The 13235-nt window shown below is 27.2% G+C and carries 13 protein-coding genes and 1 pseudogene; 3 read left to right on the forward strand and 11 right to left on the reverse strand.

The window, feature by feature from the left end; all coding sequences use genetic code 11:
* Positions 1-754: 754 nt before the first annotated feature.
* A complete protein-coding gene (locus tag CDIF1296T_RS10505) occupies positions 755-1600 on the forward strand; it encodes a lipoprotein (RefSeq protein ID WP_011861415.1) in 846 nt (281 codons plus the stop codon).
* 223 nt (positions 1601-1823) lie between these two features.
* Here CDIF1296T_RS10505 and CDIF1296T_RS10510 read toward each other — a convergent pair whose 3' ends face one another.
* The 4 genes from CDIF1296T_RS10510 to CDIF1296T_RS10525 form a co-directional block, all read right to left on the reverse strand.
* Complete coding sequence (locus tag CDIF1296T_RS10510; RefSeq protein WP_003424195.1) at positions 1824-1988, reverse strand: hypothetical protein; 165 nt, start codon at positions 1986-1988, stop codon at positions 1824-1826.
* 540 nt (positions 1989-2528) lie between these two features.
* The gene (locus CDIF1296T_RS10515) at positions 2529-2861 is read right to left on the reverse strand and encodes a carboxymuconolactone decarboxylase family protein (RefSeq protein WP_003435227.1); all 333 of its coding nucleotides are present in this window, start codon (positions 2859-2861) and stop codon (positions 2529-2531) included.
* A gap of 243 nt (positions 2862-3104) precedes the next feature.
* Positions 3105-3746 carry an SdpI family protein gene (locus CDIF1296T_RS10520; RefSeq protein WP_003435225.1) on the reverse strand — a complete coding sequence of 214 codons (642 nt, stop codon included), beginning with the start codon at positions 3744-3746 and terminating at the stop codon, positions 3105-3107.
* Positions 3727-4026 (reverse strand): autorepressor SdpR family transcription factor, encoded by a 300-nt coding sequence (locus CDIF1296T_RS10525; protein ID WP_003424199.1) that lies wholly within the window; start codon positions 4024-4026, stop codon positions 3727-3729. The genes CDIF1296T_RS10520 and CDIF1296T_RS10525 overlap by 20 nt, the downstream gene beginning before the upstream one ends.
* Positions 4027-4400: 374 nt before the next feature.
* Here CDIF1296T_RS10525 and CDIF1296T_RS20215 point away from each other — a divergent pair.
* Positions 4401-4463 (forward strand): annotated as a pseudogene (locus CDIF1296T_RS20215) (IS3 family transposase); the annotation flags it as partial.
* Positions 4464-4643: 180 nt separating this feature from the next.
* On the opposite strand, the gene CDIF1296T_RS19895 reads toward CDIF1296T_RS20215, so the two are convergent.
* From CDIF1296T_RS19895 to CDIF1296T_RS10565, 5 genes are all read right to left on the reverse strand, one after another.
* Complete coding sequence (locus CDIF1296T_RS19895) at positions 4644-4778, reverse strand: hypothetical protein (RefSeq protein ID WP_003433020.1); 135 nt, start codon at positions 4776-4778, stop codon at positions 4644-4646.
* 210 nt (positions 4779-4988) lie between these two features.
* Complete coding sequence (locus CDIF1296T_RS10540) at positions 4989-5741, reverse strand: sulfite exporter TauE/SafE family protein (protein WP_003435224.1); 753 nt, start codon at positions 5739-5741, stop codon at positions 4989-4991.
* A 58-nt stretch (positions 5742-5799) separates the two neighbouring features.
* Positions 5800-7455 carry a PocR ligand-binding domain-containing protein gene (locus tag CDIF1296T_RS10545; protein ID WP_009897144.1) on the reverse strand — a complete coding sequence of 552 codons (1656 nt, stop codon included), beginning with the start codon at positions 7453-7455 and terminating at the stop codon, positions 5800-5802.
* Positions 7456-8727: 1272 nt separating this feature from the next.
* Positions 8728-9807, reverse strand: a complete 1080-nt coding sequence (locus CDIF1296T_RS10560; RefSeq protein ID WP_009897145.1) for an alpha/beta fold hydrolase — start codon at positions 9805-9807, stop codon at positions 8728-8730.
* Positions 9808-9890: 83 nt separating this feature from the next.
* Entirely contained in the window at positions 9891-10547 is a 657-nt protein-coding gene (locus CDIF1296T_RS10565) for a TetR/AcrR family transcriptional regulator (RefSeq protein ID WP_003435217.1), read from the reverse strand.
* A 321-nt stretch (positions 10548-10868) separates the two neighbouring features.
* On the opposite strand from CDIF1296T_RS10565, the gene CDIF1296T_RS10570 reads away from it, so the two are divergent.
* A complete protein-coding gene (locus tag CDIF1296T_RS10570) occupies positions 10869-11075 on the forward strand; it encodes a hypothetical protein (protein WP_009897149.1) in 207 nt (68 codons plus the stop codon).
* A 152-nt stretch (positions 11076-11227) separates the two neighbouring features.
* Here the strand turns inward: CDIF1296T_RS10570 and CDIF1296T_RS10575 are convergent, their stop codons facing one another.
* Both CDIF1296T_RS10575 and CDIF1296T_RS10580 read right to left on the reverse strand, forming a co-directional pair.
* Positions 11228-11656: a flavodoxin gene (locus tag CDIF1296T_RS10575; RefSeq protein WP_018112846.1), complete on the reverse strand. Its 429-nt coding sequence runs from the start codon at positions 11654-11656 to the stop codon at positions 11228-11230.
* Positions 11657-12131: 475 nt separating this feature from the next.
* On the reverse strand, positions 12132-13070 hold the full coding sequence (locus CDIF1296T_RS10580) for a S8 family peptidase (RefSeq protein ID WP_009897151.1): 939 nt from the start codon (positions 13068-13070) through the stop codon (positions 12132-12134).
* Positions 13071-13235 lie beyond the last annotated feature (165 nt).

Raw genomic sequence — 13235 nt, forward strand, 5'->3', positions numbered from 1 at the left:
TGCTAATGAATTTCAAAAAAATAAGCACTCCTATAAAAAGAGTGCTCTTAATGTAAATATAAACCTTCATTGGTCCAGCCTAATACCCCGTATTCTCCAAGTTCTAACTATTTTTTATATACATTATCACTTTCATCCATATCTAACACAATTATTTCTTCTTTAGAATCAATTTGTAAAATATGAGGACTGTGTGTTGTGACAATTATTTGTGTTTTTAGGAGAATTGTTTTTAATGTAATAAAAATTTTACATACCACATAGTTGATATAAAACCCAAAATAAACTTAGCATCTCCAATGTTTACACATATACAATGCTCTTAAAATTGCAGTGAACGCGCAATAGTGCAATTGATAATACTTATCATATATTCTCAATACCTTATATTTCAACTGCTAAACCTCAATTTATCACAAATATCGCTCACTGCAAAATTTCTATATTTTTATTATATCATAGCATATAATTAATATTTTCAATTAATTTTTACATTTAATTATGTTTAAATTCTATAATAATGCAACTTTAATGTTTCTTTCTGGAACTAATATAAAAACTATTTCAGAAAGATTAGGTCATGCAGATATAAAAATAACTATGAATAGCTACTCTCAGTTTTTAGAAGAGATGGACAGAGAAGCATTTGAAAATTTGAGCAAAATACTATTTATTATATTTTAAAGAAGATGACTTATTCAATATTTGATGCTAGAATATAATTAATAAAAATTTAATTATAGGTGATTGTATTATGAATATTATTAAAAGCATAACTTTACTCTTAACATTATTAATTGTGATATTAATGACAGGCTGTTCCCCAAGAGAAAGTGCTAGTGAAGTTGCAAAAAAATATATTGATAAGATGAACTCTGGTGACTATGAAACAGCATATAGTTTATTAAGTAAAGATAGTAAAAAAAAAATTAGTATAGAAAATCTTGAAGAATTTCAAAATATTTTAGTTAGTACAAAAAGAATAATTAGTTATAAAATAGGTAAAGAAAAAATCATAAAAAAATATAAACATGATGGAAAAGAATATAAAAATGTTGTTAAATTAGAAGAAACTTTTAATATAAAAAACCTTCTTTATAAAAAAGATGATTCTCTAAAAGTAAATAGATATTTTGTAGTTGAAAATAACAAATACAAGCTATTATTGTATGAAAGTTTCAAAAAAGAATTTGGTATTAATAGTATGGACCTTGCTCAACTTAAGCTTAATGATTTTGGACTAAAATACTTTAAAGAAGTTGACCTTATACTAAAAAAAGCTATTGCTATTAATCCTACTGATTCAAAGCTTTATTATGCCCAAGCATGTAATTATATGAATTTTGATGGATTTCCTGGTTATTCAGATACAACATATAATGCTTTAGATTCAATTAATAAATCTTTAAAGTATTTAGATAAAAATGATTCTGACTACAAAAAAAATGCAAGTAATATATATAACTTAAAAGGAGTTATTCTTATGTTTCACAAAAGATTTGATGAAGCACAACAATATTTAAATAAAGCCTTATACTTTAACAAAGATAATGAAGACCCAAAATATAATCTAAATACAATAAAAAAACATCTAAACTAGATATTTAATTTTTGAATTTATAAAATATTTTTTTATGTATAATTCAGCACTGAATCATAATCTCTACTAAACTAATTACAAGTTTAAATTATAAAGACTTATTTCTATATAAATATTACTCTATAACAATAAGTTTCTTATTTAAATTTTAAAATATTATCTAAAAATCATAAAAAAGAAGGTATAAAGAGCTACCCTCAAGCTCAATATACCTTATAAATATCTAAACTTCATTTTTTACTAATTTTTCTATATCTTTGATAATATGTTCTTTAGATTTTTTTCCAGCTATGGCATCAAAAATTGCAACAGCCTTTTTCTCTCCAAACTTTTCTGCTACATCATTAAAGTCTAAAAATCTAACACTTTCTTTTGGTTTACCAAACATATAACACCTCTCATACATTTTTATATATTTATTATAACTTCTATAGACTTATTTTTCACCAATAAACGTTAGACAAATTAGTCCCTTTATTTTTTTAAACTAGCTTTACCTTCAAAATTCTTAACAAAAACAGTTTATTCTACTCTATAAATAAAAATAGACAATTTAATTTGTAGGAAACTGATAATAGAATACAGTAAATAAAACTTTGTTTAATCTATCTGAAAAAGTTATCTATTAAAACTGCTATGAATTTATAAAGAATATTCTAGTTCATAAAAATACAAATATGTAAATATAATCACCTTAATATTAATTTATTTAAAATAAAAAATGTATAAAAGATTTAATAATGACAATATACTATTCTCAATACAATCTATGATGTAAATAATTTAAAACTACTATATTATTTAAAAATTTATATTTATATATGCAATTCTAAAAACTTAATAAGAAGTGAACTTAGAAAATAAAGCTTAATTTCAAAGACTTAAATAGACTATTATTATTAGTCTAAATAAACTACGTCTATCAAAATTATATATTAAATTCTTCTAAAATTTTTATTGCAAATCTTGCGTTTGGATATGTAATAGACCCGCCACCAATTACACCTATTTTTATAGCTTCTATAATTTCATCTTTACTTGCTCCAGAATTAATACAACCCTCAATATGATAACAAATACACTCATCACATCGGCTTAAAATTGAAATAGCTAGTCCCATTAATTCCTTATTTTTTTTACTTATAGCCCCTTCTGAATAAGTCTTATCATCAAGACTTCCAAATACTCTAAAAAACTCATCTGTTTCGCTTAATTTTTTATTGTAAAATACCCTATATTCTTTCATTTCTCTAGTATTCATCTTCTACCTCCTATGTTTTTCTTATAAGAATATCACACTGTACTTATATTTTCAATATTAAATACAAATTTTCATTTTATGTTCATTAGCCTAATTTATATTATTTTTTGAAATCTCAATAAGTTATCATATAAGTAAGATTTTTTCAGAACTAAAATAGAAATCTTAGTAATTTCTTTATTACCTATCTCAGTTCTGAAATATATTATTCTTATCCAAACATTATTATATTGATTAATTATATTAGTTATTTTTACCTGAAATTTTATACATCAAATAAGAATATATAAATGGTAGTATTACAATTACAAAGATTACAAAGATATTATAAAAAGGAATATTAATAAATGCATTAATAATTAATAATATTCCACCAATAAGCCAAATCCATCCAGCTAAATGGTGTGTCTTATTCCAATTATCTTCATCATTCAGAGTCCATGGCAAAATTATTCCTACTGAGTAATTTCGTTTACATTTAGGAAGATAGTTTCCAAATAAAATAACTATTATTCCTAAAATTAATCCTGTATAAAAATTAGACTCCAAACTAACTCCTGTTGAATATAAAACCATCATTATTTGTATAATTACTGAAAGTATAGCAACTCCCCATTTTGATAAATTTTGTATAACATTTGAAAAATTAGCTTTCTTAGGCTCATTCTCAAGTCTAAACCATGTATACAAATGGATACATAGCATTAACAATGGTACACCAAAAGCTGCTATAACCTTTGGAGCATAATTATCTGGATTTCCATAATTATCAAAATGAATTGCAACTTCATTTGGTAATCTATTATAAAAATATATTGATACAATAAATGGTATAAAACATATTAAAGTAGATAAAATAAATTGTTTATTTATCGCTTTTTTCATTATCTTTTTCTCCCTTCTCCATAAATTGTGAAAACCAAAGCATAACCTCTTCGAAAACTGAAATATTTATTTCGTAGAAAATAAAGTTCTTATACTTTGTTTCAAATATGAGTCCTGCCTTTTTTAGTTGAGATAGATGATAAGAAATTGTAGCATTCGTCATATTAAATTTTTCACTAATTTCTCCTGCTGACATTTTATTCTCCCTCAACATAACCAATATTTCTCTTCTTATAGGGTCTGAAAGAGCTTTGAATGTTTCTGGAAACCCCAACACCATCACCTCGCTATTTAGAATTTCATCTAAATAGAATATAACATAACATCCATTTTATTTCAATAGCTATTTAGAAATTTTTCTAAATAGTTATTTCTAAATATTTATTGAAAATTTTCATATTAAGATTCTCAATTTACTTAAGTCGCTTTTATTTAATCTTACTTTATCTAATTTTTTTAACTTAACAAAAGTGTATTGCACCATAATTGTTAAAGCAAAAACCTAATGACTGAGGTACTTATATATATAACAATACTTTTAATTTTAAATTAAAAGTAGCTAAACCCAATTTAAAAAGTAGTTAAGTCCTATTTAAATAGAAAAGAATGAAACGAGAAATATACTGTATAAAAGTACATAAAAACATCTACTAATTAGATACAACTATAACAGAATATATTTATTATTATAATAACAAAAGAATAAAAAAAAATTAATTTAGCATAACCTTGTTAAATATAGATTTGAATATGAATTTAAAGTTATGTAAAATTAAAAATACAGGAATGAAAATTCCATTCCTGTATAAAATCTAACTTTTGAGTCTCAGTACAATCTTATTTTGAGACAATCTTTTTTGTTTTATATTTTCTTATATTTAAAATATAACGCATATCTTATGCAACATATTCATATTTTTCTTTATATTCTTTCATCGCATCATTCCAAGCGTCTTGTACTGTTACACCTCTTTTATTAGCAATTTTTTGTGCCAGTTCAATTATCTTCATAGCTCTTCTTGATATGTTCATAAACATTCCTCCTACAAATTACCATATATTTCATATATATAAATCAAGGTTATATTTTTATGATATATAATCCTTCTATTGTAAGATTACAGTTTATATGTGTATTATATATGAACTATATTAGAAGATAATTAGAATTTTTATAAAGCTATATGATTAGATTAAATATAAAAGCTTTACAATTACTTATAAATTTAAAAAGTCTATAAGCTAAACTAATGTTTGATATACCAATTTTACGACCATAAATAATGCCATTACTAAAAATATTGGTTTTATCATCTTTGAACCTTTCTTTATAGCAACTTTAGCACCTACATAAGCTCCCATTATCATCACTAATGCAAACACTATAGCAATTTTATAATCTACTTGACCATTTATCATGAATAATAACAATGAAGTTATATTACTTGTTAAGTTTAATATTTTTGTATTTGCAGAAGCATGTAAAAAATCATATCCATATATTTTTATAAATCCAAAGGTCAAAAAAGTTCCTGTACCTGGACCAAAAAAACCATCATAAAAACCCATTATAAGAGCCATAAGCATCCCTAGTCTTAAATTTTTCTTATTAACAGCTTCAAAATTATCTTCTTGACCTAAATTTTTAGAAATAAAGGTGTAAATAGCCACTATTAAAATCATAACCACAACCAAAACATTTAATATCTCTTCACTTATTGATAATACACATCTCACACCTAGAACACTACCAATAATAGTAAATGGTACTAATTTTTTTAAAAGGTCGTTATTAATTTTTCCAGACTTTGCATATCTATAGGCACTACTTATACATCCTGCTGATGCTGCAAATTTATTTGTACCAATGGCAAGATGTACTGGCACTCCAATTGCCATAAGAACAGGCATGCTTATAAGTCCTCCTCCTCCTGCTATAGAATCTACAAAAGCAGCTAAAAACCCCCCTATACATAAAAAAATAACTGAAAACATAAAATTCCTCCATCATTCTCTTTCAATTTTTCTTACAATATATATTATATAATCTTATTTAATACTTATTATCCAGCATATTCTTTCTATATTCATTTGGAGTTATACTATTAAACTTCTTAAATATTTGTGAAAAATAACTACTGTTATTAAAACCTACTTTCTTACAAATATCACTAATACTCATGCTTCTATCTAACAGATATTTTTTAGATTCTTCTATCCTAAGAAGATTTATATACTCAGTTATTGAAACTTTATTTCTTTCATTAAAAATAGAACTCAAATAATTTGGACTTATAAAAAAAACATCTGATATACTATTCAAATTTATATTTTCTTTATAATATTTTTTTATATATTCGTTTATATTTTCAATTAGATTTCCTTTATCTTTTCTCCAAAATGCTCTATTCTTATCAATACACTCTTTGGAAAATTCAAATAATACATTCCATAAATCTTCATCACTGTTTACAAGTGATATTTTTTTATTATATTTATTTCTTAAATAAGATATAAGTTTTAAATCCTCTAAATCTCTAAGCACTGTTCTAGACAATACAAATATCATTTCCTGAATAGTATCTCTAACATCATTATATCTTAATTTGTTTGTATCTATTAGATTATAAACACCTTCTAAATTCATATTTTTAATTTCTTTTTCAATATAAAGTTCTAATTCAAAGGGATATTCTTTTGAAGAATTATTGAACATATCTATCGGATTAATAATATACTCTTCTTCTAATAATCTACTATTTGCTTTTTTAAGTGCCTCTTCAAGTCTTATATTTTCTTTTCTACTCTTCAATATCTCCTCATCTTTTATACTAAGTTGATTTTCAAAAAAATTCCTCTTAGCTATTTCCTGAATAAATTCAGACATCATTAATAAATTTTCTTTTAATACATATAACCTACTTTTAGGATTTAATGGAAATTCATTGTAAATTTTGTTTATGTATTTTATATCAATACCAGAACTACTTGATAATTCAGATAAATTTTTATCTATATCAATAGACTTATATACTATAAAATTACCACATTCTATATATCCAACTATATTTTCTTCTAATACTATAGGTATCTCTAAACTGGAAACACCATACTCACAATGGTACACTTTTTCAAAGTTATCATTATTTATGCTTTTAACAAGTTTTTTAGTACACTGTTTTATATTTTTACAAATATCGCAAAATTTATTTTCTTTCTTAGTCTCAAATATTTCTTTATACTTTAAGTCATATACAGATATTCTAAGCTTCAATATATTAGATATTTGATTTGCAAGATTTTCAATTATGTTTACATTAACTAACTCCTGTATATTGTTTTCAGAAAATACTATAGGTATTTGTCTCAAACTCGAAAATTTATGAGGAACATAAGTAATTAATATTACTAAATCAATTTTACCAGTGTTTATAATTTCATGTTCTGAATATGGTGGGCAATAAACTATAGATGTTTCCTTTATATTGACCTTTTTACCATCAATTATTTGTATTCCTTCTCCCTGAATCACATATAAAAGCTGTTCTTCACTTAAATGAAAATGCTTTTCTTGGCAGTTTCCCGGAAAAAATCTTACAATTCCAGCACTAAGTCTATTGAATTGTGTTTTTGATGGTTCGTGTATCCACATAACCTCTCCCCAATCAAATTTTTGTACTTCATTATTTGACTCAATAAAATCCACCATAAACTCACCTCGTAGTTTTTGTCTAAATATTTTTTCTTCCCTTCTTATATTAAAATAATATCATCATCATTAACTTTCATTACTATAAAATCATCATACTCTTTTAATACTCCTGTAATTTTAGTTGCACTTAGTTTACTACAATTCAGTTTTTTAATATATTGATAAATTCTATAATTACTTTTTTATTTTGTAAAATCAGTGTTTTCCCAAAATAATTATATCTATAAATGAAAGTATTTTTACTGCTTACATCAATATATGTTATCATAATTTTCCTTTTTATTGCATATATAAATAACTGTATATAACATTGTCCAATACTATATAGAAATACATCTAAGAAAGAATATTATTAAATTGTTCCAATTAGTATTATTTTTCTTATAAAAATAAAAAAACTGTTGGATTCTTTTAGAAAAATTATTTTTTACATACCTTTTTTGCTTAGATAGTCTATCTTCTCAGCTATTTTGTATATACACTCTTCTAGTTCATGATTTTATTTTAATATCTTGCTTATATTGCTGAAATAATTGAATTCTTTTATCTATCATATTGTCTCTTATATCATAAACATATTGTTTCTTATATCACAAAAATGAAAGCATTCTTATATCTTCAATATATAAACCTGCTTTTTTTAATCTTGTAATAAATATAGGATACTCTATATTCTCTTCCTAGAAATAACTAATACCACTTATTTTTCTATTATATAGAAAGTAATAAATCTTTTTCTTAATAAAATTCAATAGTAAGTGGAATAAAATTTTATATGAATAAGAACATTATAAAAATACTTTATACAATAGTCAATAAAAGATATTAGCTTCAAATTATGTTAAAGTTGTATTATTTAAAGTGAAAAAACAAATAAAAAAGAAATAATAGTATAAGTAGAAAAATATACTTAAAACAAGGCGAAGCCTCTCTTGTATCTAAATCAAGTAGAGAATTAAATCTAAAAAAGAAAATAAATATAAAAGATGACTCCTGTACATTACAAGAATCATCTTATGGTTTCATAATCACTCCATGGTTTTTAACTGTCTGATATAAAGGTCTCAGTTCACTCATAGCATGACCACCCTTTCCGATTGCTGACCCCGTCACTTATGGACAAAATGTCCATAAGTGATAGTCCTCTCTTAAAACCCTCTAAATAGATATATCTCAAGCACCTCATTGAAACCAGTTGCTGGAAACAAACTGAAGCGTTCTGGAATAGTAAAAGAAATTGCCACCATATCCACGTTACTGTCCTAGTTGTTACTTTGCTAACTTCGGAGCAATTTCCTCTAACAATACGCAGTCAAATTCTGCCTTTTTGCTAAGAAATGGCAGATGGTCTGCATCTGGTATAAAAAAAATCTGTTTGTCTGGCGCCACTATTTCATCAAAAAATTTCTTCGCTGGAAGATAGGGGCTATTATAGTCATTTTCTCCCATGATGTAGTATACAGGGACCTGATAGTCAACTCCATAATTTCTTATGTCAGCTTCTTCCACTAAAAACCGCAATACATCACCTTGATTGTCAATCGCATTTGGATTGACAATGGCCGTATTTTTTAACTCTCTCAATGAATAATACGGGGTTGCCAGTATACTGATTATATTGCCCAAATCCATATTTATAGAAAGCCCATACTTGCTTTGGTATGTTCTTACTGTCATAAGAGCTGCCAAATAGCTTGGACCATATTTTGCTGGCGGATATGGTGCAATAGCTTCCAGCGCCTTGATATCTTTTTGCTTCCCTGCAGCTTTCACCATTTCAAGTGTCTTTTCATAGCCCACGCGCTCATTGTCCACCATATTAACGGTCTGCGCAATCCCAATGTACGCGCTGTAATCCTCCGGATAGGTTTGCACAGCCATAGTTCCCAGCACTGTTCCCCAGCTATGACCTATAAGGATAATTTTCTCCTTGTTGAACTCTTGCTTCAAATATGCTGTCACCTCATGGACGTCTTGCAGAACACGCTCCGCGCTCATGGTCTGCAAAACTGCTGCCGGATCGTTCGCAAAGTATGTTTTGCCTACGTTTCGCTGATCCCAGTTCACCACAGTAAAATCATTTTCCCACTCATACTGGTACAGATGTAAAAATGGCATCATTGAATTACCAGGACCCCCATGAACCCAAAGGATGATGGGGTTGTCTGCGTTTTGTCCCCGGATATATAACGCCTGCTGTATGCCGCCGATCTCCACCATTTCCATGCGGTCGATTCCAGGAGCTTCTATTTTATGGCTTGTACGTATAATCGTGGGGGCTATCAGACGCAAACCGGCAAACGCCAGAACAAAAACAGCAACTAGTATGCAAAGTGTGATTAATATCATTTTAAGTACCTTCTTTCATGAATTTTTTTAGCCATAGATATCTCCTCTAACATTAAAAAAAATATGTTGCTATTTTAGTTTTGTTACTCTACCTGTCCCATTGGTTTCCTTTCATAAAAAATATTAATTGATTCTATAATCTCATCTTCCAGGATATCAACTCCTATTTGTCTCATAAGAAACTGTAAGAATTGAAACCGTTTACGAAGTGTAGGAAAGTCCCCCTGAAATACATCTGTATCACACCAAAAGTTAAAGAGCAGCAAAATTACCTCTGCGCATTCATCTGGGAACTCTGTGATGATGCTTCTATCCTCTATGCCTTCTCGTAAAACATTTGCTAATATTGGTGCTAGTTTTTTCAAATTATCCTGTGTAAATGCCAGTATGATATGCGGACTTTCTATAGCGCTTGTAATCATGTTACTAGATTCTTTTATCACCTCATCCGTTAAATGCCGCCTAACTAAACTTCTAAGCTTCTCTTTTGCTGTAAGTCCATGCATTTCACCGAGCCATTGATTTACTGTCTCTATTATCTGTTCAAAGCGCCTTTCCATGACCACATTAAAAATATCTTCTTTTGAACTGAAGTGATGAAAAATTCCGCCCTTTGACATTCCCGAAGCATCAACAATATTTTGCATACTTGTTTTGTCATATCCTTTTTCAGCAAACAATTTTGCAGAAATGGTAATGATATTTTCAATAGCTTGCTTTGGATTGTTCTTTCTAGTCATTATATAACTCCTTCTTATTAAAAACCGACTGTTGGTTTTTATTATATAAGCTATTCCTACTTCTGTCAAGCAACATTATGTTTATGGCAAAACAATAAGGTTTGGTGGTTAGACAGGTATTAATTAGACTAATGCGACTTTCCTCTAGATGGAACCCTTGGTAAATTTGCAATCTTTACCGGCTTTGATTATATCTGTAAGCAAGGCAGGTATGGCCACACCTGCCCTGTTTGACCCTCGGATATTCATTCCTATCCCTCCTCTCCTTAGCCATTACACCAAAACGCCGCTCATTGTCTCCAATGGCGGCGTTTTAAAGATATGATTTCTCATGCTGCTGAAATATGCAAAAAATATAAGATGCCCTTTATTATTTTTCCTACAATAGAAAAGAAAAGTATTGAAGAATGGGTTAATATTGGAGCAAATATGCTTTGTTTTGCACAAGATACTACCTTTATCACTTATGTTATCAATCAATTATTATCTTTTTATAATGAGATTGTACCAATTCAAAAACAACATTAAATTATAAATCTAATTTTATATTAAAAGAGACTAATATTTTATCTATCTCTATTAAGGATATTTTCTTATGTATCATAATATTAGTCTCTCTTATTATTATATACTGCTATCATCATTAGTTGCTATTTATACTATTTTTATAATATACAAATTTATTCAGCTAACGTTTTGCCTAATTCTATACACTCATCTTTTGCTTCTTCATTTGGGTCTTCCATTGCTGTAATTCCTTCTCCACCAATAATTGTAGCACCAGCATTTTGCATACGTTCTTCCCAGTCTCTCATCCATTCACAATTTCCCCATCCATATGAACCAAATAATCCAATCTGTTTACCTGATACCATAGATTCTAATTCTGAAACAAATGACTCCATATACCCCTCTTCTAGTTGCTCTGCTCCCATAGATGGGCAACCTAATGCAAATTTATCTTCTTCTTTTAAATCACTTGGTTTCAGTAAGCTCACATCTAAAACTTCTGGTGTCTTACCTTTTAACTTCACACCTTCAGCCACAAAATTTGCCATTTTTTCAGTATTTCCTGTTCCACTCCAATAAACAATATATATTTTACTCATTTTTACCTCCTGTAGTATTTTTTAATTAATCAATAGTTAGTTATAGCTAACTAACATCTAAAAAACAAAAGATTTCTTTATCTGAAATCTCTTTATTTTTCTAAATATAGAATATCATAGTTGATTTTGAAATTCAATACTTATTGATAATATTTATCATTTATATTTTATATTCATTTTATAATATCAAAACACTGTATCGTATTTCTAATCTTTCATAGAAAAATTTCTAACTTATAGTACTTTTGCATCTCTTATAAATCTTTTATATGTATAAGTACATAGAAAAACACACCTTTTCCAGATGTGCTATCTATAATATCGTATATTTATTTTTCAATTCTAACTAGCTAATATGTTTATAAATTTTATCACTTAATACCTTTATACATTGATGTAAAATCTTACACCTAAGTAATTTTTATTATTTATCTCGACTCTATATAATATAGCTATTTTATCATCAAATCAAAAATTATCTTTTGCCATTATTCTTGTATTTATAAAGATTTAAATATAAGTATCCATTTCCTTGTTCCGTTCTAGGTATTCCAAGCGCTCTCGTACATTTTATTAATTGTGCATATAGTTCAGCTTCATCTAAATCTCTTTCAAACTCCTCTCTTGCCCATTCTTTAATTAGTGCTAATGAGCCTGATACGTATGGTGCACTCATACTGGTACCACTCATAATAGCAAGTTTATTATCCATATAAGTCGATATAATATTTCTTCCCGGAGCTACCAAATCTATTGTAGTATTTGAATTACTAAACTTTTCAACCAAATAGTTTTCATTTATTGCACCTACTTCTATTACCTCAGCATAACTGGCTGGATAACTATACTCACTTGTACTAGAATCACCATCTCCATTATTACCTGCTGCACACACTACAGAAATATTGTTTTTTACTGCTTGCATGACAGCATTTTTTAACTTCTTATCATCTTTGTTTCCCCCAAGAGACATAGATATAATATCAACCTTGTTATTTACAGCAAAGTTAATAGCATTAATTATACTTTGATATGTTCCAGTACCATCTTTATTTAATGCTTTTGCTATTAATAATTTACAATCTGGAGCTACTCCCATAACTTCATTATTATAGTTAGATGCAGCTATAATACCCGCCACATGAGTTCCATGACCATTAAAATCCTCATATATATTTTTATTTCCATTACTGTCATCACTAAAATTTGCACCACCAATTATTTTTCCTTTTAAAAGAGGATGAGATATATCACAACCTGTATCTATTATACCAACTACAATATTTTTACCAGTATAACCTTCATCCCACATTCCCCTAGCATTCATTTGTTTTATTCCATATGGGAATTTATTTTTTGCACCTCTTAGATTTTCATTTATTTCATACGGAATTAGTTTCATTCTTTTATTCATCATATATCCTCCTAAAAATTTTATTGCTTATAAAAATCATGAATTTTATTTTATAATAGGTTTATAAATCAAATTAAAACCTATATCTACTTATTTATATTTATGATATATTTTTTATTTTTAGGAGTCATATTTTATTGTATATAAAATAATATTTAGATAACT

This window comes from Clostridioides difficile ATCC 9689 = DSM 1296 (assembly GCF_001077535.1).
Classification (GTDB): domain Bacteria; phylum Bacillota; class Clostridia; order Peptostreptococcales; family Peptostreptococcaceae; genus Clostridioides; species Clostridioides difficile.

Coding starts and splice junctions, on each gene's coding strand:
- CDIF1296T_RS10510 (WP_003424195.1), bottom strand. CDS start 1,988: ATGTTTGGTAAACCAAAAGAAAGTGTTAGATTTTTAGACTTTAATGAT.
- CDIF1296T_RS19895 (WP_003433020.1), bottom strand. CDS start 4,778: ATGAACATATCAAGAAGAGCTATGAAGATAATTGAACTGGCACAAAAA.
- CDIF1296T_RS10540 (WP_003435224.1), bottom strand. CDS start 5,741: ATGTTTTCAGTTATTTTTTTATGTATAGGGGGGTTTTTAGCTGCTTTT.
- CDIF1296T_RS10505 (WP_011861415.1), top strand. CDS start 755: ATGAATATTATTAAAAGCATAACTTTACTCTTAACATTATTAATTGTG.
- CDIF1296T_RS10560 (WP_009897145.1), bottom strand. CDS start 9,807: ATGATATTAATCACACTTTGCATACTAGTTGCTGTTTTTGTTCTGGCG.
- CDIF1296T_RS10570 (WP_009897149.1), top strand. CDS start 10,869: ATGATTTCTCATGCTGCTGAAATATGCAAAAAATATAAGATGCCCTTT.
- CDIF1296T_RS10580 (WP_009897151.1), bottom strand. CDS start 13,070: ATGAATAAAAGAATGAAACTAATTCCGTATGAAATAAATGAAAATCTA.
- CDIF1296T_RS10565 (WP_003435217.1), bottom strand. CDS start 10,547: ATGACTAGAAAGAACAATCCAAAGCAAGCTATTGAAAATATCATTACC.
- CDIF1296T_RS10520 (WP_003435225.1), bottom strand. CDS start 3,746: ATGAAAAAAGCGATAAATAAACAATTTATTTTATCTACTTTAATATGT.
- CDIF1296T_RS10515 (WP_003435227.1), bottom strand. CDS start 2,861: ATGAATACTAGAGAAATGAAAGAATATAGGGTATTTTACAATAAAAAA.
- CDIF1296T_RS10525 (WP_003424199.1), bottom strand. CDS start 4,026: ATGGTGTTGGGGTTTCCAGAAACATTCAAAGCTCTTTCAGACCCTATA.
- CDIF1296T_RS10545 (WP_009897144.1), bottom strand. CDS start 7,455: ATGGTGGATTTTATTGAGTCAAATAATGAAGTACAAAAATTTGATTGG.
- CDIF1296T_RS10575 (WP_018112846.1), bottom strand. CDS start 11,656: ATGAGTAAAATATATATTGTTTATTGGAGTGGAACAGGAAATACTGAA.